We start from the raw sequence: 21894 nt of genomic DNA, 5'->3' as shown, positions 1-21894 counted from the left end.
CTTGAGTTTTAAATTCAGGCGTATAACTTTTTCTCATAAACCTACTTTAACAGCTCCTCATTTTGTGTCTAGTTTTATGGGTCCATTATAAAATAACGGTCTATGATGATAAACTAACTATTGAATTTAAATCTGGTGTAGAAATTGATATAGAAAAATAAAACGAATTTGACCGCCGATTGAGGTGCAGTGGCATCTTAGTCGGCGCTTTTTGTCGTTAACTTATTATAAAACCATATTGACAACTATCGATATGCCTGATATTCTTATTATAAGATATCGAGAACATTCGATGTCATTGATACATATGAATATATAGGAGGTAATTTCATGAAACATTCATATGCAGATTATGTTCCTGCAATTAAGGCTATGTCAGATGAAACACGGTTAAAGATTATTGATATGCTATCGTGTGGAGAAATGTGCGCATGCGATATATTAGAAGAATTCAGTATTTCTCAATCCACTCTTAGTTATCATATGAAGATATTATCTGAAAGTGGTCTTGTAAATGCAGTACGTGATGGGGCATGGATGAGATATACATTAAACAAGAAAAAAACGGATGAGGTAATAGCTTTCTTTACATGCATAACAAATGACAAAGAAGATTGTATTTGTAAAAAGAGCAAAAATAAAAAATCTGATAATCAATGTTGTTAAGGAGGATTTAGTAATGAAAAATATTGAGATTTTTGACCCAGCAATGTGTTGCTCAACAGGAGTTTGTGGTCCATCTATTGATCCGGAGCTGTTAAGAGTAGCAACTGTAATTAATTCGCTTAAAGAAAAAGGGATTATTATAAAAAGGCATGGTTTGTCTAGTGAACCCCAGGATTTTATCTCCAATAAAGTTATAAGTGAAATTCTACAAAAGGAAGGAGCAGATATTCTTCCTGTAACACTGGCAGATGGTGAAATTGTAAAAACCAAAAGCTACCCAACAAACGAAGAGTTTTCAGAATGGTTAGGGGTGGAAATAAGCACAAAACCTTAAAAGAAGAGTGGCTGCTGCGGACCAAAGGGGTGCTGTTAAGATGTTAAAGAATAATTATGAGCCATTTAGTTTAGATGGGATAAATCTGACTAAGTATATGTTTTTCACAGGAAAGGGTGGTGTAGGTAAAACTTCAACCGCTTGTGCTGTGGCAGTAAATTTAGCTGATAATGGAAAAAGTGTTCTCCTTATAAGCACTGATCCTGCATCCAATTTACAGGATGTTTTTAATACTGAGCTTGATGGCAAAGGTGTGCCGATTGATGGAGTGCCGGGTTTAGTTGTGGCGAATCTTGACCCAGAGGAAGCTGCCAGAGAGTATAGGGAATCGGTTATTGCTCCATATAGGGGGAAGTTGCCGGCTAGTGTAATTGTAAATATGGAGGAACAACTCTCAGGTTCATGTACAGTTGAAATTGCCGCTTTTGACCAGTTTTCGAACTTCATCACTGATAAATCCACAGAGAATAAATACGATTATATTATTTTTGATACTGCTCCGACAGGGCACACACTTCGTATGCTGCAATTACCATCAGCGTGGAGTAATTTTATTAGTGAAAGTACACATGGGGCGTCATGTTTAGGTCAGCTAGCTGGACTTCAAGATAAAAAGGATATGTATAAGAATGCGGTTGAAAACCTTGCAGATAAAGATAAAACAACTTTGATATTGGTATCAAGGCCGGAGGAAACTCCTTTGATTGAAGCTGAACGTTCAAGCCATGAGCTTAGTGAGCTAGGGATAAACAATCAGGTTTTAATTATCAATGGTATACTGAGTGAAGCAACTGACGATGTTTCGATTAAAATGTTAGATAAGCAGCAAAAGGCTTTGGAAAATATGCCACAGGGTTTAAAAAAGTTTAAGATTTTCACTATACCACTTCGTTCCTATAACGTTGTAGGTATTGATAATATTAGAACATTTTTATATAGTGACGAATACACAAAAAATAGTATTTATAGCAAATCCTTAAATTTAAGACACCTAGATGTTCTGATTGAAGATATTTATAGGGCAGGTAAAAAAGTGATATTTACAATGGGCAAAGGCGGTGTTGGAAAAACAACTATTGCTGCAACCATTGCTGTGGCTCTTGCTAGAAAGGGTGTTAAGGCACATTTAACATCTACAGATCCAGCTGATCATCTCAAATATGTGGTTGAAGATACTGAAAATATAAAACTAAGCAAAATTGATGAAAAGAAGGAATTATTGCGATATCAAAATGAGGTATTAAGTAAGGCTCGTGAAACAATGAGCGAAGATGATATTGCTTATGTTGAAGAGGATTTACGCTCTCCATGCACACAGGAAATTGCAGTATTTAGAGCTTTTGCTGAGATTGTTGACAAGGCTGAAAATGAAGTTGTAATTATTGATACTGCACCAACGGGTCATACGCTTCTTTTGCTTGACTCTACACAGAGCTACCATAGAGAAGTGCAGAGAACCAAAGGTGAAACACCGGTATCTGTTCAAAGATTACTTCCAAGACTTCGGGATGAGAAACAGACAGAGGTTATAATTGTAACATTGCCTGAAGCAACACCAGTATTTGAAGCTCAGAGACTGAGTGATGACCTAAACAGAGCGGGAATTAATAATAAATGGTGGGTGGTTAATCAGTGCCTTTCTTTAACGAATACTAAAAATAGTATGTTAATAGCTCGCGCTGATGCTGAAAAGCAATGGCTAGAAAAAGTTAAGGAAATAAGTTCTGATAACTTTGTTGGAATCCCTTGGTTCCAGGATGCATCAATTGAAAGTATAGTGAACTGCTCTGGAGGTAGTAAAAGTGATGAATAAAAGTGATACTGGCTGTTGCTCTTGTGGCAGTGGTTGCTGCGGACAAGAACAGGAAAAAAGGCAGATTATAATTGATTTTCTTTATCTCGACCTAAGTGTATGTAAGAGGTGTCAAGGAACTGAAACTAACCTCTATGATGCAGTCAATGAAGTATCTACAGTATTAAGTGAGGCAGGATTTGAGATAGTAGTTAATAAGATTAATATAAATTCGAGGGAGTTAGCCATTAAACACCATTTTTTAAGTTCTCCAACAATTCGTGTAAATGGCAGGGATATTGCTCTTGAGGTTAAGGAATCTTCCTGTAAGGAATGTGGGGATCTGTGTGGTGACTCTGTGGATTGCAGGGTTTGGGTGCAGGATGGTATAGAGTATACGGAACCTCCAAAATCCATGATTATCAACGCAATTTTGAAAGAAGTTTATAGTGGCCATGGTTCAATCCCCTTGACAAATGAGAAATATGAAATCCCACAAAACTTAATTACATTTTTTGATAGCTTGGAAAGAAAGGATGATTGATTTAACATGAGTAAGGAACAAAATAGTGGAATTGGATTTTTTGAAAAGTACTTAACCGTATGGGTTATTTTATGTATGTTTGCAGGGGTATTGATTGGAAAGTTTTTACCTGGAATACCAGCGTTTTTAGGACGTTTTGAATATGCAAATGTATCAATACCAATGGCGATTTTAATCTGGATTATGATATATCCAATGATGCTAAAAGTAGATTTTCAAAGTATTAGAAATGTAGGCAAAAATCCCAAGGGACTTTTTGTTACATGGATAACCAACTGGTTGATAAAGCCATTTACTATGTTCGGCATTGCATGGCTGTTTTTCTTTGTAATTTTTAAATCTCTAATTCCGGCAGAATTGGCACAAGACTATCTTGCGGGAGCAATACTTCTTGGAGCAGCACCGTGTACAGCGATGGTATTTGTATGGAGTTATTTGACCAAAGGCAACGCAGCTTATACCGTCGTGCAAGTGGCAACAAATGATCTTATAATTCTCATAGCTTTCACGCCTATAGTTGCGTTTCTTCTAGGTGTGGGCGGCGTAACCATACCCTGGGACACTCTTATTTTATCTGTAGTATTGTTTGTTGTTATCCCGCTAGCTGGTGGCATAATTACCCGTAATTACATCACAAAAAGGCGAGGACTCGATTACTTTGAGAATAGCTTTATACCGAAGTTTGGGAATGTCACCACCATAGGTCTATTGCTAACATTAATAATAATCTTTTCATTCCAGGGCGATGTAATTCTGAATAATCCACTGCATATTGTTTTAATTGCTATACCATTAATTATTCAGACTTTCCTAATCTTTTTCATTGCATATCTAGCAAGCAAGGCTATAAAACTTCCTCATGAGATAGCAGCGCCTGCTGGCATGATTGGCGCCTCTAACTTTTTTGAACTGGCAGTTGCCGTTGCGATTGCATTGTTTGGAACTCAAAGCCCAGCTGCACTTGCTACCATTGTAGGAGTTCTAACAGAAGTGCCTGTTATGTTGATATTAGTAAAGATAGCGAATAATACAAGACACTGGTTTCCAGAAAAATCAAGAAAGTAGGTATGGCCAATGAGTAATAAACTAAAGGTTGCATTTATATGTGTTCATAATTCATGTCGAAGCCAAATAGCCGAGGCACTTGGTAAGCACTTTGCAGGAGATATATTTGAAAGCTACTCTGCTGGCACAGAAACAAAACCTCAAATTAACCAGGATGCTGTGCGTCTAATGAAAGAGCTTTATGATATAGATATGGAGAAAACTCAACATTCAAAGTTGCTTGATGAAATACCTCCAGTAGATATTGTTATTACAATGGGGTGTAATGTGGAATGCCCTTACCTTCCATGTAAACACAGGGAAGATTGGGGGTTGGATGATCCTACAGGTAAGAGTGATGAGGAATTTAAAAAAGTAATATCAACTATAGAAACAAAAATAAAAGAGTTAAAAGCAAAACTAAAGTCATAATAATTATAACGCCAATTACAAATCTAGTAGTTGGCGTTATAATTATATATGTCGATATGTTCCCGCCTACCGATAGTGCAAAAAGTGGAGATGACGTGTTTCCGACTACCGATAATGTAAAAGACATCAAACCACCCCGCTCGTTGCATGTGGAATGTGTGGCGCATTTGGTTTTAGATGTGTAAACAGCAACGATAAAAAGCCCTGATTTTGTGAAAATCACCTTTCCAAAATCAGGGCGATTTTTTATTCAAAATCAAAAATCTCCAATAGCCGGCTTATTACCGGGACTATAATGAATATTTATGATTTGTAATAAAATTTTCCGAATTTTTCTTTCCAATGAGGTATAATAAAATAAAGCTGGAGAGAATGAGCGAAACATTGCTATTTTGTTACCGGTTGCAAAAGCAATTAGGATGTAAAATGGATGACTTGGTCTTAATGTAAAAAACTAAGTTCAGTTTTTAGAGTAATATGATTTTTCAATAGAGATGAGGGATAAGAAATGGGAATTGATTTTCACAGTAAGCAAAATCGATTGACTTATACAACCCGTGTTGCGGATCGTTCCTGGATTGACATGATGAAAAGTCTGCTAACTGTCGAGCATATATCAAACGCTTTAGATATCGGGTGCGGAGGAGGGATTTATTCGAAAGCCCTGGCAGATATGGGCGTTCAAACTGTTATAGGCATCGATTTTTCGGAACCGATTCTTGAAGGAGCGAAGGAAAATTGTAAAGACTATAAAAATATCTCCTTTCAACTCGGAAACGCTTATGATACAGGCTTAGAAAGTCAAAGCTTTCAATTGGTGATTGAAAGAGCGTTAATACACCATCTTTGGGATTTGCATGCTTGTTTTAAAGAAGCACACAGACTGTTAAAGGATGGCGGGGTTTTTATTATTCAAGATCGCACACCCGATGATTGCTTATTAGAAGGAGATAACACAAACATCAGAGGGTATTTATTTGAGTTATTTCCAAAATTAATTGATGAGGAAATAAAACGCAGGCATAGCAGCCAAACGGTCATCGAGGCTTTGCAAGAAGCAGGGTTCAAAAAAATTGAAGAAGTTAAATTATGGGAAACAAGAAAGGTGCACGAAAATAAAGCGCAATTATTAAAAGACATAAGTGAAAGAACAGGAAGAAGCATTTTGTATGAACTGGATGATAAAGAACTAAGTTTGCTGACCGATTATGTCCAGAAAAAGGTGACAAAGGAAAATAACATCGTTAAAAAAGACCGGTGGACAATATGGAAGGCAACTATTTAGCTGATTGACCCGTCTGCAGGGCATCGGGTAAGACCAACCGCCTACTTTCCCCAATTTTTTCAGGCATAAAATTAAAAGGTCTGGGAATGTATCGAAAGGGGGATGTTCAATTTTATTTACTAAATCCTGAACAATATTTATGTGTTTGTGAGGCGTCCTCAAAGGATAGCTATAGAGCACCTGAAAAAATGATATATAAGTCCTGAAATTGAAGTATTTTTAACCATTTTCGGCCATTTCCTGGACAGTGCCGAAACGCGGCAAATTAGGGAAAGTGGCCGGTACTACTATTTTAGGCCGGGCCAGAATCAGTGCCCGTCAATGTCGAAGCAAACGCTATTGATTGAGCATCGTTTTAAAAAATGCAAGGGTCGTCTCATGGCTGACCCAGATTCTGCTATAGGACGTCCTGATATCTCACAGCACTTGAGCATCATTCTGGCGATGACAGCCCTTATATTAAATGTTAGAATAAGGTAATCTCATATATTCATAGGGGGACAAGATGGTCAAATTTGGATTTAAGTGCGTGATCTCTTTTGTAATGGCTTTCGCTTTTGTATTCCCCACTTTTTCAAATGGTTTGTTCATCAAGGCGCATGCATCTTCCATTACTGTCAAACATGCAACCAGATCGGTGAACCTTGTTTCGAAAGCATCAAGCGCCGGCAAAAAAGTTGGCACTTTGCCCGGCAATGCACCGGTATTTGTCACCGGTTCGTCGGGCAGCTATTACCGCGTTCAATTTCAAAATAAAACGGCCTATGCGTATAAAAAATATGTGGCAAACGGCAGACCAAAGGCGTGGTATACCGGCTATGCTGCTGATACAGTGTATTTGCACGACATTCGTACGGGAAAAACATTGAAAAATACGCTTTATCTCGCAACGCCGGTTACCGTTTATGCGAAACAGGGCCACTGGCTGACCATTGGTTATGCAGACGGCTATTACGGATATGCCCAAACTTACGATACCCATATTGTCCGCTACGCCAAACGGGGAATAGATTTATCATATTTGCAACCATCCGGGACAAACGGGATTGATTTCAAAAAAGTGAAAGCGGCGGGTTTTAGCTATGCGATTATAAAAGCAAGTGAGGGAACCGATTTGCCAAAAACGGGCACCGAGGATTATTTTGTCCAGGATGTTAAAGCGGCAGCCAAAGCCGGTTTAAAAGTTCATGTTTATCACATGTTTGACGCCACTTCCATAACGGCCGCGAAACAGGAAGCAGACCATTTTGCGCAGAGGCTAAGTCCTGTGAAACAACAGATTGGCTATGTTTTTGTGGATGTCGAATACGAGAATCTATCGAAAAACAAAGATACTTTAACCCGCTATGTGGATGCCTTTATCACCGAGTTGAAAAGCAAAGGATTCCAACATACTGGGATCTATACGTACTACGATTTTTACAAGAATCGTTTAAATGCATCGAAACTGCCCAAGGGGAATCTATTATGGATTGCACGTTATAACGCAACGCTCGGCATGCAGGCTGACGTTTGGCAGCATCGTAAAACAAACTGTAAGATCAACGGCGTAAAAGGAAATTTTGATTTCGATCTGACTTACAACAAGGCCATTGGCGGCTAAGGTTTTTTGTAAAAAATGGAACGGCAGATAACCAAACAGTATTTGTTTGTGTACATGATGGATAAAAATAAAACGCGGGGCATATGTATGAAATGGGTTGAAGTTCATGCGCATTTTCCGGACGTGGTGTCTGAATGGAAATGCCAGCCATTGATGACATTGAAAACGGTAATGAAGGTTGGAAAGTCTAGTAAAAGCGCGTGCAGAAAATCAAAATCGCGAATGATGTATTTTTCAGGCTGGGGGTGCAAAGAAGCGTATCAGATTTCAAATGGATAGCCATGTACCTCTAGTATCTGTTGAAATGAAATACAAAGACCAGGGACCTACCATCAGGATGAAACCAGGTCTCCCAACAGCGGAAGACGGCTGTTGGGAGACCTTTATTTTTATGCGCGTGTGAAGAGGGGCCCTTCTGCCGTGGCGTTCGTTGCCTGTACTTTTTTGCCCTTATGGATTTGTAAGCAAATCTTCCAAAGCTTGCCGGAGCGTCGGGAACATGAATTCAAATCCTGCTTGCATGAATACTTCCGGGCGTACATGCTGGCCTTCAAGCACAAGGCTGCTTTTTTGCCCGAGTGCCAGTTTCAAGGCAAAAGAAGGTACGGGAAGCCAATGCGGCCGGTGTAAAACAGCACCAATGGTTTTGCCAAATGCCTTCATCGTTATAGGCGAAGGGGCAGTGACATTGACCGGGCCGCGGATGTTCTCATTTTTAATAGCAAATAAGATCGATCTTACTACGTCTGTTATATGCACCCACGAGACCCATTGATTGCCGGAACCGACTGTGCCGCCAGCAAACCATTTATACGGCAATACCATAAGGGGCAGTGCTCCGTTTTCCTTTCCAAGCACAACGCCGAATCTCAATAAGACAGTACGGATGGCATGTTTTTCTGCTTGCTTCGCATTGGCTTCCCAACCCGATACCGTCCTGCCAAGAAAATCATTTGCCCTTTGCAATGATTTTTCAGTATACACAGCATTGCGTGATGGCGGATAGATGCCGATTGCACTTGCATTGACCAGCACTGCCGGTTTGCGCGGCATGGCAGACAGGATGCGCAACATTTCATCTGTTGCGCACATCCGGCTTTCATAAATTTGTTTTTGGTGTTTGGCACTCCATCTTCCATCGTTTATGGACACGCCGGCCAAGTTGATGAATACATCCGCATTCCCTATTTCATTTTCGGGAGAAGCATCTTCCACCAGCCATTTTACATACTGCACACGATTTGCCGGCTGCTTGTCTTTCCTTGTTAAAATGACCACTTCATGCCCTTCGCGAAGAAGCATATCCGTTAATTTCCGCCCGATAAATCCGGTCCCGCCAGCGATCACAATCCTCATTTTTGCCCTCCGTTCTGCAAATTTCTCCATGTTTTGATACATGGTTTGCCACTTAAAGCCGGGAATGAAATTGGCACAAATGATGAAAAATCAAGGTTTCCAAGTCATTCGTCCTTGTTTGTGAGAAAAAGTCTTCTTTGATATTCCAGGAGCTGTCCCGATATTAAAAAGTTAATGGAAGACGACATTTTAATCAAGATTAGGATGATAAATCTCCTGTTGCACAAAATTTGGGACTATGATATGGTAAGATTATTGAAAATGAATATTCATAATCGTCTACTAGGGGCGCCGGCTGGCTGAGAAGTACCCTTAGAACCTGATCTAGTTCGTACTAGCGTAGGGAAGTAGGTAATGAAATTACACCTGATGATTTGTAATTTATACACCCGCTTTCCGATGGAGGGCGGGTTTTTTATTTTGAAGCTGCTTAGGGCAAAGGGAGAAACCAGCCTGCAAACCGCAATCGGTTTCCCGGTAAACAAGGAGGAATCATTGTTGAAACGATCTTTTACAGAAAGGCTATATCAAAATGTCCAGCCGATTTGGGAGAAAAACCATAACCATCCTTTTGTCGTGGGACTGGGGAACGGAACTTTAGAAAGAGATAAATTTATCTATTATTTAAAGCAGGATTACGTATATTTAGTTGAGTACGCAAAACTGTTTGCCATGGGTGTTGTGAAAGCGGGTAACCTGGACATTATGACGAGATTTGCTGCGGTTCTCCATGAATCGTTGCATTTTGAGATGGAACTGCACCGCCAATACGCTGCCGAGTTTGGCATTACACGCACGGATTTAGAAGCAACTCAACCAACGCCGGCCAATCTTGCTTACACAAGTTATATGCTGCAAGTGGCCGCCAATGGAAGCTTGGCTGAACTTGTTGCCTGCTTGTTGCCGTGTGCCTGGGATTATTGGGAAATTGGGAAACTGCTGAAATTAAATCATCGAGACACATTGGAGACCAATCCTTACAAGAAATGGATCGAAACCTATTCTTCAGAAACGTTCGGCTCCGGAACGCAGTGGTTAATTGACTTAATGGACCAACTGGCAAGCGGAAAATCAGAAACGGAACTGGCAGTCTTAGAACACCATTTCCAAATAGCCTCAAAGTATGAGTATTTATTTTGGGATATGAACGATAAAAAACAAGACTGGCCGGTCTGATTTTCATTCGCAACTAAAAAGGAGGGAGGGTTGGTTCTAATGAGAAAAACACAAAAAATAACAGCAACTGCAGTTATTGCGGCTATCACAACTGCATCCAGCAGCTTGATTTATATCCCCGTAGGTTTTGCAAAAATTTTTCCGGTACAGCATTTTGCCAACATACTCTCGGCTGTTCTGCTCGGCCCCGGTTATGCGGTTGCGCAAGCTTTTATATCCTCGCTTTTACGTAACTTGCTTGGGACAGGGAGTATTTTTGCCTTTCCGGGAAGCATGATCGGCGCGTTTTTGGCAGCTTATCTGTACGCGAAGACGAATAAGCTCATTTTTGCCTTTGTTGGGGAGGTCATGGGGACAGGCATTCTCGGTGCCTTGGCATGTTATCCCATTGCTGTTTTCTTACTCGGCCAAGCGTCAACGCTTTTCGGATTTATCCCTGCCTTCTTTTTAAGCTCTTTTGCAGGGGCCATTTTTGGCTATGTTTTGATAAAAGTTTTACAAAAAAATAAAGGGTGGGACAGAATGATCAATCATACCGTAAGCAACCGGAAGCTTTGAGCGAAGCACCACGGAGGATTGAAGGCATTTGCCACGGTACATACAGGTTGCAAGCAGCCGGTCAAAATCCATGCCAGCAAAATCAGGCTCTTGAAAACAGAGCCTGATGCTGTTGGCATTATGACGCACTCTGGCATAGTCCCATTCATTGCATGCCATTTTGCTATAATAGAAATGCCGGGCGGCGGGCCCGAAAATATCAGTTATGATTTTTGAGTTGTCCTTAAGGGGAGCTATGACAAATATTGTGAACTGTTGAGTATAGAATAGGTTTCATATATTTTTGTGTTAACAATCAAATCCATTCAGGAAAAGGAGAATTGCGCATCTCCTATACCGTTGATTTCAAAAATGTGTCTGCTGTTGGTCTGGAGTCTTCGCCTGTTGCGAAGGCGCTGGCCGGTTTGCGTGCGAATGAGGCGCGTTATTTTATAAATAAATTCAAACACGTATTTATCGTTGTGCCGGCTGCAGAAAGCAGGGAGACCCTTGACTATGTGAATAGAATTTTGAAAGAAGAACGCGGCATTGAATTTGCAGCCAAACCATTGGAAACTTCGCGTTTTCAAGTGGAAAATATCAAATTTGCCTATGTCTTTTACGAGGATGGCCGTGCGGGTAAAATCCGGAAAAAAGTGAACGTTGGCCACCCTCGTGAAAGATGCCATTTTAGCATGTATCAATTTCCGGGGTTCCTCTATACTAAACGTAAAAGCATTTTAGAAAGAAGGGGCAAGCATGAACTATTTTGCAGGGTTGCTAATGGTCTTTGCGCTGGTGCTCGGAAATGCGGGGTGCTCTGCTGAAGGCGGCAAACAAAACCGGGAAGCTGCCGTCATGAAGACGGTTCCGGTTTCGGGCTGCACGGCAAAGCAAAAAGCGGAACAGACCAAAATGGGGGTTGCCTGGTACCGGACATCTGGGGAAGCAAGAGCGCTTTATTATCAAGGATACAATATCGGAAAACAGCGTATGGAGGAGAGCCTGAAAACCAAGGTAAAAAAGAAGCGGGCCATCGTGCTGGACCTCGATGAAACGGTGCTGGATAACGGGCCGTACTTATCTTATATGGCAGAAAAGGGCATTTCGTTTGGCAGCGGCTGGGGAGCATGGGTGAAAAAAGCAAAAGCAAAACCGCTCCCGGGGGCACTTTCCTTTTTAAAATATGTCGATAAAAAAGGAATCGATATTTATTACATTTCAAACCGGGACGAAAAATATATGGATGCCACCCTTCGCAACTTGAAAAAAGAAGGGATCCCGCAGGCCGTCCGTTCCCATGTGCTGTTGCAACAAGGAACAAGCAGCAAAGAAACGCGCCGGCAAGTTGTTGAGAAGGACCACGACATCATTGCCTTATTCGGTGATAATTTAGGGGACTTTTTTAAGGCATTTGACGCAAAAGGAAACAAGGCGCGCAGCCTGGAAGCAGACCGTTTCCGCCATGCATTTGGCCGCAAGTTTATCGTATTCCCGAATCCGGTTTACGGGGATTGGGAACATGAATTGCCATGTGGTTCATAAACGCAAAAAAATTCCGGAGTTTTTCCGGAATTTTTATATGCATTATGTATGGCGGAGAAGGTGGGATTTGAACCCACGCGACGGTCACCCGCCCTAACGCATTTCGAGTGCGTCCCCTTCAGCCGCTTGGGTACTTCTCCATATGGAAAAAAGAAAGATGCTGGTGAGAGGACTCGAACCTCCGACCCCTTCATTACGAGTGAAGTGCACTACCAACTGTGCTACACCAGCATGGAATCAATCAGGACAATGTAAATTATATTATAATAAAATCCGGATTGCAAGAGGAAATTTAAAAAAAGTGTTGTCATGTTTTTCAGGCATGTTTCCGGTAAAATAAAAGGAAAGAGTTTTTACGGGGAGGAAAGGATATGGATTTTTTACAAACCTCAACGCTGGAGGAAAAACTGGAACTGATTCAAACGCTTGCCGGCCCGTTTTCCGAAAGGGCGGCTGCCAATGACTTGAAAGGGCGGTTTGCTTTTGAAAATATTCAAGATTTAAAAGAAACAGGCTATACAAAGCTGACTGTGCCGCAAAACTACGGTGGGGGCGGCATTTCGCTGTATGAGCTTGTCCGCCTGCAAGAGGCCATCGCGGTTGCGGACGGGTCGACTGCCCTTTCCATCGGGTGGCATATGGGGATTTTCATGCATTTGTCCGAAACAAGAACATGGAACGGGCAATTGTTTGAACGCATTTGCCGTGCGGCAGCAGGGGAGGCCGCCCTCATCAACACTTGCGCAACCGAAGCGCAAACGGGCAGCCCGACGCGCGGTGGCATGCCGGAAACAACGGCAACGGAAAAGAACGGCGAATGGGTGTTAAACGGGAGAAAAACATTTGCCACCATGTCTCCGGTGCTCGACTTTTTTATCATTACCGCAACGATTCCGGAAAAAGAAGCGGTTGGCAGTTTTGTCGTTCCGCGGGAGACGGCTGGCCTTTCCGTCGTCGAAACATGGGACAGCATTGCTTTAAGGGCAACCGGCAGCCATGATGTTGTGCTGGAAAACGTCAAAGTCCCGCTTGCGAACCTGGCGGAGATCCAGACGAAAAAGAAAGAGCCGGCTGGTTATCTGCTCCATATCCCGGCCTGTTATTTAGGCATTGCCGAGGCAGCGAAACGGGAAGCGGCTCGCTTTGCGAAATCGTATACGCCGAACAGCCTGAACCATCCGATTGCGGAACTGCCGGCGATCCGCCAGAAATTCGGTGAAATCGAGCTGAAATTGATGCAGGCGCGGCATTTTCTGTATTCGGTTGCGAAAATGTGGGATGAATCCGGAGCGGAGCAAAGAAAAGAGATGGGTCCGGAACTTGGGGCAGCGAAAATGGCGGTTACGAATCATGCGATAGAAGCAGTTGATTTAGCGATGCGCATCGTAGGTGCCAGAAGCCTGTCCGAAAAAAGCCCGCTCCAGCGCTATTACCGGGATGTGCGTGCGGGATTACACAATCCGCCGATGGATGATGCCGTCCTCATGCAGCTCGGCGCGCGGGTGTAAAACAAAAAGATCCGATGGTCTAAATAGCCGGGAAGAAAGGGGGGCGCAAAGCAGCAAAGCGCCGCCTCTTTTTTTGGCCCGCTTTGCCGCTGCCGCTAAAAAAGCGGCAAGTGCTGAATTTGCACCGTTGCCGCTCCATGGTTCGTTTACATTCTATGATTTGCCGGATAAGCCCGTACGTTTTTATCCTGCCATTTTTCAAGGATTTTCCTGATATTTTCCGGGGCGGTTTTCGGCTTGCGGGTATATGACAGCAGGCCGTTTGTTTCTTGCTCAAAAAACCTCGGCACATGGACGTGCCCGGGAAACTTTTCGGATATCCGCGGCAAATACAATCCCGGCTGGTGGGAGAGCAACCACAGCCAGTACGGCCTTTTGAAACATTTGCGGATCAACCAGTATGGCACGTATATGGACGGGGAATGCCTGTCGGATGTCAAAATTTCGGATTTGCCGCTCCGAAACAGCCTGATCACTTTCCGGATTGCTGTACTGGAAGATACGGAACATGTCGGTGGCGCGACCATTTTTGGAAAGGGTTTTGGCAACCACGACCAGGACATCGAATTCAAACTCTATTATTCAGATGTTGAATGATGCAGGTAAAATTTTAGTAAAAAACATTGCATTTTTTTACTTCCTCGTGTAAGATGAAAACGAAGAAACCGTTTACAATCTATTACACTTAGGGGGAACGAACATGAGCAACCCAAATTTGCCTCAGGCTTTCAAGGAGTATTTCGGGACGGCGGCGGAGCGCGCGTTTTTTGCGCCGGGCCGGATAAATCTGATCGGGGAGCACACTGACTATAACGGCGGCCATGTGTTTCCGTGCGCGATTACCATGGGGACGTATGCTTTGGCGAAAAAACGCGGTGACCGCAACATCCGCTTTGTATCTTTAAATTTTAAAGAAAAGGGCGTCATCGAATTTACGCTCGACAACCTTGAGTACACCAAAGCGCATGACTGGGCCAATTACCCGAAAGGCATGCTGAAATATTTGAAGGAAGCCGGGCATGAAATAGAACGGGGTTTCGACTGTCTCGTGTACGGCAATATTCCGAATGGGGCCGGCCTGTCTTCTTCCGCCTCCATTGAACTATTGACCGGCGTGATGCTTGAAAAATTGTTCAACCTAAAAGTGGAACGGCTGGATCTTGTCAAGCTCGGGCAAAAAACGGAAAACCAATTTATCGGCGTAAATAGCGGGATCATGGACCAGTTCGCGGTCGGGATGGGCAAAAAAGACGCGGGCATTTTGCTCGACTGTGCCACGCTTGCATACGAATATGCCCCGATCAAGCTGGATCACCATAAAATTTTGATTATGAACACGAATAAACGCCGCGAACTTGCGGACTCTAAATATAATGAACGGCGTGCGGAATGTGAATCGGCACTGAAACAGCTGCAAAAGAGACTCGATATCGAAACGCTCGGCGATTTGACAGAAGAAACATTTGAAAAAAACAAGGAAATCATAGACAATGAGATTGTGAGGAAACGGGCAAAGCATGCCGTTTATGAAAATGCGCGCACGCTTAAAGCGCTTGATGCATTAAAACGTGGCGACCTGCCCGCTTTCGGGGAACTGATCAATGCCTCCCACCGTTCGCTGCGGGATGATTACGAGGTGACCGGCAAAGAACTTGATACGCTGGCCGAAACTGCCTGGAAGCAGGAGGGCGTGCTCGGGGCGAGAATGACGGGCGCAGGATTCGGCGGATGTGCAATTGCAATTGTCGAAAATGACAAAGTCGATGCGTTTATCAAAAATGTCGGGGACGTCTATGAAAAAGAAATCGGCTACCGGGCGGACTTCTACACCGCAAGCATCAGCGACGGGGCAAAAGAAATCACAATGGAGGAACTTGCATGAGCATTTTAGTATTAGGCGGAGCCGGTTATATCGGCTCGCATGCCGTATATCAACTGATCGACCAAAAATATGACGTGGTGGTGATTGACAACCTGCAGACCGGCCACCGCGGCGCAATCCATCCAAAGGCAAAATTTTACGAAGGCGATATTCGCGACCGTGCCTTTATGCGGGACGTGTTCGGAAAGGAAAAAATTGACGCGATCATTCATTTTGCAGCCAACTCGCTTGTCGGCGAATCGATGGAACAGCCGCTGAAATACTTCGACAACAACGTATACGGCACGCAAATTGTGCTTGAAATGATGAAAGAATTCCATGTGCCGCATATTGTGTTCTCTTCGACCGCCGCAACATACGGGGAACCGGACCGCGTGCCGATTACAGAGACAATGCCGACCGTTCCGACCAACACTTACGGCGAGACAAAACTGGCGATGGAAAAAATGATGAAATGGTGTGAAAAAGCGTACGGCATTAAATACGTTGCACTTCGCTATTTTAACGTAGCCGGCGCAAGATCAACCGGCGAAATCGGCGAAGACCACCATCCGGAAACGCATCTTATCCCGGTTGTATTGGAAACGGTGCTTGGAAAACGCGAGGCGATTACCATTTTCGGCGAAGACTATGATACAAAAGACGGGACATGCGTCCGCGATTACATCCATGTGGAAGATTTGATTGATGCCCATATTCTTGCGCTTCAATATTTACAGAACGGCGGCGCAAGCGATGTGTTCAACCTCGGATCAAGCAACGGATTTTCTGTCAAAGAAATTGTGGATACCGTCCGGGAAGTGACCGGCAAAGGCTTTAACGTCAAAATCGGCGACCGCCGCGCCGGGGATCCGAGCACGCTCATCGCTTCATCCGAAAAGGCTAAACGTGTGCTCGGCTGGAATCCGAAAAAAACGGATATTCGACAGATTATCAAAGATGCATGGAACTGGCATGAAAGCCATCCAAACGGTTACGACGACAGAAGGTGAAACCTGTGGCAATTTTTGAAACGGTCGAGCAGCTTGTAAACAAGGCTGTCCGCACTCGGTTAATCGGGGAAGAAGATCGGGTGTATGCGAGAAACCAGGTGCTGTCGCTTTTGCATCTGGATGAATTCCGTGAACCGGAAGCAGGCGGGGCAGATCAGGATATTCCTGATCTCCTCGGCATGCTTGTCCGTTACGCGTGCGAAAAAGGCATCATTCAGGATATACTGGATGAGAAAGACATTTTTGCAAGCCACGTCATGAATGTGTTTACACCGCGCCCATCAACGGTAAACCGTATTTTCCGGGAAAAATATGCGGAAAGCCCGGCTGAAGCGACCGATTATTTTTACGCGTTAAGCAAACACAGCAATTATATCCAAACGAAGCAGATTGCGAAAAACATTGTATACAAGACATCAACGGAATACGGCGATCTTGACATTACCATCAATCTTTCAAAACCGGAAAAAGACCCAAAGTCCATTGCCAGGGAAAAAAACGCCAAAAAAGGCCATTACCCGAAATGCCTGCTTTGCATGGAAAATGAAGGATATGCCGGCAGAACGGGGCACCCGGCACGGTCGAACCACCGGCTTATCCGCCTTACCCTCGGCGGCGAGCCGTGGTATTTGCAATATTCACCATATATGTATTACAACGAACATTGCATTGTGCTGTCAGAAACACACCGCGATATGAAAATCGACAAAGCGGCTTTTCAAAGATTGCTTGAATTTGTCGGGCGGTTCCCGCATTATTTCCTGGGCTCAAATGCCGATCTGCCGATTGTCGGCGGTTCGATTTTGTCGCACGACCATTATCAGGGCGGGCGTTATGAATTTGCGATGGCAAAAGCGGCTGACGACTGGCGTTTTGAAATGAAGGCATTTCCGGATGTGAAAGCCGCCGTTATCAAATGGCCGATGTCGGTCATCCGGCTGCGGAGTGCAGAGGCGGCACGTCTTACCGAGGCTGCGGATCATATTTTGCAAATCTGGAAACAGTACAGCGACCCTTCCGCCGATATCCTCGCGGAAACAAACGGGGCGCCGCATAACACGATTACGCCGATCGCAAGAAAACGCGGGGACAGGTTTGAACTTGATCTTGTACTCCGCAACAACCGGACAAGCGAAACCCATCCGCTTGGCATTTTCCACCCGCACGCCGAGGTCCATCATATTAAAAAAGAAAATATCGGGCTGATTGAAGTGATGGGGCTTGCGGTTCTGCCGGCACGGCTGAAAAATGAGCTGGCCGAAGTGGAGAAATATTTGCTCGGGCATTCGAACGCCATTGCCGCCTACCATCTTGACTGGGCAAACGGTTTAAAGAAAAAATACGAAGGCACGGTGGCAGCGGAAAACGTGGAAGGCATCGTCCGCAACGAAGTGGGCAAAGTCTTCTTGCAAGTTTTGCAGCACGCCGGCGTCTTTAAACGGGACGAAAGAGGAAAACAGGCATTCCGGAATTTTTTGCGTAAGTTGTAGGCGGTCCGTTCCAACCTTTTTTTTGCGCATGTTCACGGTGAAAGGGTGCGGGCTGCTAAACGCCTTCCGGAATGTACCGCGCACACCAAACAGCAGGCCGGTTTTTTACTTGGCATTCAGGCCGGCTGCGGATTCCGGAAGCGATTGGCGCGGCCGCGGGGAACAGGAGCCGGCAACGCGTTCCAACACTTTTAGCATACGTTTTTGACGCATATAGGGCTGCAGATCACATTCCGTAACTTTTAGCTCAGACGGGTACACCGGGCCGTTTTTTATGGCCCGCAATCTTTAACGGAAAAGGGATGATCAAAATGGAAATCAAAAAGGCATTGTTTGGGGAATTGGAAGGGCGTCCGGTCCATGCTTATGAATTGAAAAATGACCGCGGCATATCTGTAACGGTGCTTGAACACGGTTGCATCATCAATAAGATCATCGTGCCGGACAAAAACGGCAAAGCGGAAAACATCGTGCTCGGGTATGACAACCTTGACGGCTACCTCCATGGTGTTCCGTATTTCGGCGCTATCATCGGCCGCGTTGCCGGCAGGATCGCCGGAGCTTCTTTTGAACTGGACGGCAAAACATACAAGCTTTCTGCCAATGAAAACCGCAACCATATCCATGGCGGCTTCAAAGGGTTTAACGCCGTCATCTGGGACAGCACGCCCATTGAACAAGACGGCGCAGTTGGTGTGAAATTTACGTATACAAGCCCGGACGGCGAAGAAGGCTATCCCGGGAATCTCGATGCCACCGTGACCTATCTTTTAACAAATGAACAAGAACTGAAGCTGTCTTATCAGGCACATACGGATAAAAAAACGATCGTCAACATGACCAATCATGCATACTTCAATTTAAGCGGCGACATGAAACGCGATGTGCGCGGCCATGAACTACAAATCCCGAGTGGCCGTGTGCTGGAACTTGGCCGGGAAACGCTGCCGACAGGGAAAACATTTGATGTTAGAGGTACCGCGTTCGATTTCCGGAACGGGCGAAAAATCGAAGACGGCACGGTATCGGATCATCCGCAAAACGTCCTTGTCGGAAACGGCTATGACCACGCGTTTTTATTGCCAGAAACGGAAAAACCGATCCGCTTAAAAGACGAAGAGAGCGGGCGCATGCTAACGGTGGAAACCGACCAGCCTTGCGTCGTCGTTTATACTAGCAATACGATGGGAAATGACACATATGAAATCCGCGGCCGCAAGCCTTGTGATTATTTGGCGGTCTGCCTCGAGACGCAGGGTGTGCCGGATGCGATCCATCACCCTGAATACCCGTCTGTGATTCTGGAGCCGGGTGAAACATACCGCGCCCATACAAAATGGATTTTTGGCTGAAAAAGATTGAGGTGTAACAATGGCAACGATTAAAGATATTGCTGAGAAGGCGGGTGTTTCCATTTCAACGGTTTCACGCGTGCTGAATAACGACCCGTCACTTTCCGTAAGTGACGATACGAAAAAAAGAATCTTTGAAGCGGCAGAAGCGCTTTCCTACAAGAAAAAAACAGCCCGGAAACCGGAAAAAATCAAAATTGCGCTAGTGTACTGGTATACGGAACAAGAAGAACTGAATGATTTGTATTATTTATCGATCAGAATGGGCATTGAAGCGCGCTGCAGCATGAAAAATATCCGGCTGACGAAATACGATTTGACCCATTTGGAAGAGATGGGGAAAGAGCAAATCCAGGGCATTATTGCTGTCGGGAAATTCAGTCTTGCACAAGTGGAGAAGCTTCTCTCTGTTACCCCGAATATCGTATTTGTCGACTGCTCGCCTGATGACAACCGTTTTGATGCCGTTGTGGCCGATTTTGAAAAAGCGACGGAAAAAGTGCTCACCTATTTTACGGAAAAAGGCCATACGCAAATCGGCTTTATCGGCGGCAGGGAAAATTATAAAGATGCCTCCGCCACGATTGAGGATCCGCGCGAAACGGCGTTCAGGCGCTGGATGCAGGCAGCGGGCCGCTGGAATGAAAAATGGGTATATATCGGCGCGTTTTCGACTGAAGATGGGTACCGGTTGATGAACGAGGCGGTCCGCGAACACGGGGACGCGCTTCCAACTGCTTTCTTTGCCGCCAATGATGCGATTGCGATCGGTTGCCTTAAGGCGCTTGCGGAAAACAACATCCCGGTGCCCGGCCGCGTAAGCCTTATCGGCGTCAATGACATCTCGCTGTCCAAATACGTTTTCCCGCCGCTTTCTACTGTGAAAGTGTATACGGAATTGATGGGCGAGACAGCAGTCGATACGCTGCTGGAACGTTTGGAAGGCAGAACAGTTGCCAAGAAAATTTTTATTGCCACAAAACTCGTTTGCCGCAAAAGCGGATGAACGGGCAGCAAAATGGCGAAGCCGGAAAAATGATTGGCCGGGCGTTGCAAAGCAGTGCGGATCTCGGTTTCGGAATAGCATGTGCGTGTAAAGAAAATGGCCGCGACTTTGCGGAAAACGGGGCAAATTTTAGGGCAGATCATGCAAAGGCGCCGAAGCAGTGCAGGTTCCGGTTTCAAAATGGCATAGATTGCAAACAAAATTGCCGAACCCTTCGAAAAGTGGGCAGGCATTTAGGGCAGATCTTGAAGCAGTGCAAGTACCGGCTTCAAAAGTAGCAGGGGCGCGAAAAAATAGCCGCGAACTTGCGGAAAGTGGATCAGAATGTAAAGCGGGTGCTGCCAATGCATCAAAGCAGGGCAGGCACCGGCCCCAGCCCGGTTGCAAGCCGCAGCCCTTGCCTGGTGCAAAGCGGGCGCATAAAGCCGGGGAAGCATGCATATAATAGAAGTATGCATGAATGCACCGGGACGGTTTGCACACACTTGCCTGCATACGTTAACGCAGCAGGTCCGGTCCCTTTTTTGTGTTAAAGTGTGTTATACTAAACATAAGAAGGGAGTCTTTTATGATGGCATATTTTAATAACCAGAAGGAGCCGGTGCCTGAGGTGGAAACAACTGTATGGGCCTGCACAAACGATGATTGCAACGGTTTTATGCGTGAAAACTTTACTTTTGAAGAAAAGCCGCACTGCCCGCTCTGCCACTCCGATATGAAAAAAGAAGTACGCGTGCTGCCAGTTATCGGAAGTTAAAAAAACAGTTATTTTTTGTTGCCATTTTTCGGGCCTGTTGAAACCTCTGTTTTCAACGGGTTTTTTATTGTCTGCGCCCGCTATGGAATCGTTAAGCCATTTCGGAAAACCTGATTGGGCACGGTCTCCAGCATACAAAAGGGGTGCCATGAAAGCACCCCTTTATCTCACTTTTTCTCTTTCCATTCGGCGAATATCTCATCCGCGATTTCTTCCAGAGATTTCACTTTGCCGTGCGGGTTTTGCGATTCTTTCCGGACTTTCCACTGTCGTTCTTCTTCGCGCTTTGATTTACTCACTTGGATCACTCCTGTTTGCCATCTGTAAATTTCGCGAATCTTTTCATATCCTCATCCGTTTCCAGTGCTGTCACAGCAAACGGTTTATAAGGCTTATGTTCACTGAACAAGCCAACCTGGTTGCTCCCATGCGCATCATTGACAACCGTTTCCGCCTCATTGTCCCGATGCGTCACCTCACGTTTGTCAGGCATAGTATTTCCACTCCTTCAATAAAGTTCAATTATCTCTCATTTACTCGCATATTCTCCAAATTTCATAGGTATTTGATTTACACCTAATCGTTGTCACACC

General features: G+C 44.5%; 23 protein-coding genes, 2 tRNA genes and 1 riboswitch. Of the genes, 20 read left to right on the top strand and 5 right to left on the bottom strand.

The genetic code is table 11. The annotated features are described in order from the left end of the window. Window positions 1-330: 330 nt before the first annotated feature. The 8 genes from IC21_RS14780 (at window position 331) to IC21_RS14745 (ending at window position 7700) form a co-directional block, all read left to right on the top strand. The gene (locus IC21_RS14780) at window positions 331-666 is read left to right on the top strand and encodes an ArsR/SmtB family transcription factor (protein ID WP_014097256.1); all 336 of its coding nucleotides are present in this window, start codon (window positions 331-333) and stop codon (window positions 664-666) included. Window positions 667-679: 13 nt separating this feature from the next. Next, complete coding sequence (gene arsD / locus IC21_RS14775) at window positions 680-1000, top strand: arsenite efflux transporter metallochaperone ArsD (RefSeq protein WP_050996565.1); 321 nt, start codon at window positions 680-682, stop codon at window positions 998-1000. A 40-nt stretch (window positions 1001-1040) separates the two neighbouring features. After that, window positions 1041-2813 carry an arsenical pump-driving ATPase gene (arsA, locus tag IC21_RS14770; RefSeq protein WP_035181098.1) on the top strand — a complete coding sequence of 591 codons (1773 nt, stop codon included), beginning with the start codon at window positions 1041-1043 and terminating at the stop codon, window positions 2811-2813. Further along, the gene (locus IC21_RS14765; RefSeq protein WP_026684965.1) at window positions 2806-3336 is read left to right on the top strand and encodes a DUF2703 domain-containing protein; all 531 of its coding nucleotides are present in this window, start codon (window positions 2806-2808) and stop codon (window positions 3334-3336) included. The genes arsA and IC21_RS14765 overlap by 8 nt, the downstream gene beginning before the upstream one ends. Window positions 3337-3342: 6 nt before the next feature. Beyond that, window positions 3343-4401, top strand: coding sequence for an ACR3 family arsenite efflux transporter (gene arsB / locus IC21_RS14760; RefSeq protein WP_013858563.1), 1059 nt, complete (start codon window positions 3343-3345; stop codon window positions 4399-4401). Between the two features lie 9 nt (window positions 4402-4410). Further along, window positions 4411-4812, top strand: coding sequence for an arsenate reductase ArsC (locus tag IC21_RS14755; protein ID WP_014097261.1), 402 nt, complete (start codon window positions 4411-4413; stop codon window positions 4810-4812). Between the two features lie 508 nt (window positions 4813-5320). Next, window positions 5321-6097: a class I SAM-dependent methyltransferase gene (locus IC21_RS14750; RefSeq protein ID WP_029142549.1), complete on the top strand. Its 777-nt coding sequence runs from the start codon at window positions 5321-5323 to the stop codon at window positions 6095-6097. A 505-nt stretch (window positions 6098-6602) separates the two neighbouring features. Continuing rightward, entirely contained in the window at window positions 6603-7700 is a 1098-nt protein-coding gene (locus IC21_RS14745) for a GH25 family lysozyme (RefSeq protein ID WP_026684864.1), read from the top strand. A gap of 450 nt (window positions 7701-8150) precedes the next feature. On the opposite strand, the gene IC21_RS14735 is transcribed toward IC21_RS14745, so the two are convergent. Further along, window positions 8151-9056: a TIGR01777 family oxidoreductase gene (locus IC21_RS14735; protein WP_029142550.1), complete on the bottom strand. Its 906-nt coding sequence runs from the start codon at window positions 9054-9056 to the stop codon at window positions 8151-8153. A 274-nt stretch (window positions 9057-9330) separates the two neighbouring features. Continuing rightward, window positions 9331-9419: riboswitch (TPP riboswitch) on the top strand. Between IC21_RS14735 and tenA the strand changes: the two genes are divergently transcribed. The 4 genes from tenA to IC21_RS14710 all read left to right on the top strand — a co-directional run bounded on the left by tenA (window position 9411) and on the right by IC21_RS14710 (window position 12314). Next, window positions 9411-10232 (top strand): thiaminase II, encoded by an 822-nt coding sequence (tenA, locus tag IC21_RS14730; protein WP_013858572.1) that lies wholly within the window; start codon window positions 9411-9413, stop codon window positions 10230-10232. Its footprint overlaps the riboswitch before it by 9 nt. 39 nt (window positions 10233-10271) lie before the next feature. After that, on the top strand, window positions 10272-10790 hold the full coding sequence (thiW, locus tag IC21_RS14725; protein ID WP_029142551.1) for an energy coupling factor transporter S component ThiW: 519 nt from the start codon (window positions 10272-10274) through the stop codon (window positions 10788-10790). 326 nt (window positions 10791-11116) lie between these two features. Next, entirely contained in the window at window positions 11117-11596 is a 480-nt protein-coding gene (locus tag IC21_RS17620) for a DUF8821 family protein (protein ID WP_307189156.1), read from the top strand. Beyond that, on the top strand, window positions 11553-12314 hold the full coding sequence (locus tag IC21_RS14710) for a 5'-nucleotidase, lipoprotein e(P4) family (protein WP_029142554.1): 762 nt from the start codon (window positions 11553-11555) through the stop codon (window positions 12312-12314). Before IC21_RS17620 ends, IC21_RS14710 begins: the two co-directional genes overlap by 44 nt. 49 nt (window positions 12315-12363) lie before the next feature. Here the strand turns inward: IC21_RS14710 and IC21_RS14705 are convergent. Together IC21_RS14705 and IC21_RS14700 are read right to left on the bottom strand one after the other, a co-directional pair. Beyond that, window positions 12364-12454, bottom strand: a tRNA-Ser gene (locus tag IC21_RS14705). 18 nt (window positions 12455-12472) lie between these two features. Beyond that, window positions 12473-12545, bottom strand: a tRNA-Thr gene (locus tag IC21_RS14700). Window positions 12546-12685: 140 nt separating this feature from the next. Here IC21_RS14700 and IC21_RS14695 point away from each other — a divergent pair. The 8 genes from IC21_RS14695 (at window position 12686) to IC21_RS14650 (ending at window position 21301) form a co-directional block, all read left to right on the top strand. After that, a complete protein-coding gene (locus IC21_RS14695; RefSeq protein ID WP_029142555.1) occupies window positions 12686-13822 on the top strand; it encodes an acyl-CoA dehydrogenase family protein in 1137 nt (378 codons plus the stop codon). A 237-nt stretch (window positions 13823-14059) separates the two neighbouring features. Then, window positions 14060-14419 carry a hypothetical protein gene (locus IC21_RS14690; RefSeq protein WP_029142556.1) on the top strand — a complete coding sequence of 120 codons (360 nt, stop codon included), beginning with the start codon at window positions 14060-14062 and terminating at the stop codon, window positions 14417-14419. Window positions 14420-14522: 103 nt separating this feature from the next. After that, window positions 14523-15704, top strand: coding sequence for a galactokinase (locus IC21_RS14685; RefSeq protein ID WP_029142557.1), 1182 nt, complete (start codon window positions 14523-14525; stop codon window positions 15702-15704). After that, entirely contained in the window at window positions 15701-16696 is a 996-nt protein-coding gene (gene galE / locus IC21_RS14680) for a UDP-glucose 4-epimerase GalE (protein WP_029142558.1), read from the top strand. The genes IC21_RS14685 and galE overlap by 4 nt, the downstream gene beginning before the upstream one ends. A gap of 5 nt (window positions 16697-16701) precedes the next feature. Next, the gene (gene galT, locus IC21_RS14675) at window positions 16702-18186 is read left to right on the top strand and encodes a UDP-glucose--hexose-1-phosphate uridylyltransferase (protein ID WP_029142559.1); all 1485 of its coding nucleotides are present in this window, start codon (window positions 16702-16704) and stop codon (window positions 18184-18186) included. A gap of 311 nt (window positions 18187-18497) precedes the next feature. Next, the gene (locus tag IC21_RS14665) at window positions 18498-19538 is read left to right on the top strand and encodes an aldose epimerase family protein (protein ID WP_029142561.1); all 1041 of its coding nucleotides are present in this window, start codon (window positions 18498-18500) and stop codon (window positions 19536-19538) included. Window positions 19539-19557: 19 nt separating this feature from the next. Further along, window positions 19558-20544, top strand: coding sequence for a LacI family DNA-binding transcriptional regulator (locus IC21_RS14660; protein WP_029142562.1), 987 nt, complete (start codon window positions 19558-19560; stop codon window positions 20542-20544). A 568-nt stretch (window positions 20545-21112) separates the two neighbouring features. Continuing rightward, complete coding sequence (locus tag IC21_RS14650; protein ID WP_014095913.1) at window positions 21113-21301, top strand: cold-shock protein; 189 nt, start codon at window positions 21113-21115, stop codon at window positions 21299-21301. A 167-nt stretch (window positions 21302-21468) separates the two neighbouring features. Here the strand turns inward: IC21_RS14650 and IC21_RS17475 are convergent, their stop codons facing one another. Continuing rightward, the gene (locus IC21_RS17475; RefSeq protein WP_014095912.1) at window positions 21469-21600 is read right to left on the bottom strand and encodes a DUF6254 family protein; all 132 of its coding nucleotides are present in this window, start codon (window positions 21598-21600) and stop codon (window positions 21469-21471) included. Window positions 21601-21605: 5 nt separating this feature from the next. Beyond that, on the bottom strand, window positions 21606-21794 hold the full coding sequence (locus IC21_RS14645; protein WP_019721660.1) for a hypothetical protein: 189 nt from the start codon (window positions 21792-21794) through the stop codon (window positions 21606-21608). Window positions 21795-21894 lie beyond the last annotated feature (100 nt).

The sequence above is a fragment of the Heyndrickxia coagulans DSM 1 = ATCC 7050 genome (genome assembly GCF_000290615.1).
Classification (GTDB): domain Bacteria; phylum Bacillota; class Bacilli; order Bacillales; family Bacillaceae_C; genus Weizmannia; species Weizmannia coagulans.
Note: the sequence above shows the minus strand (reverse complement) of the source record. Positions and strands in the feature narration are given on the sequence as shown.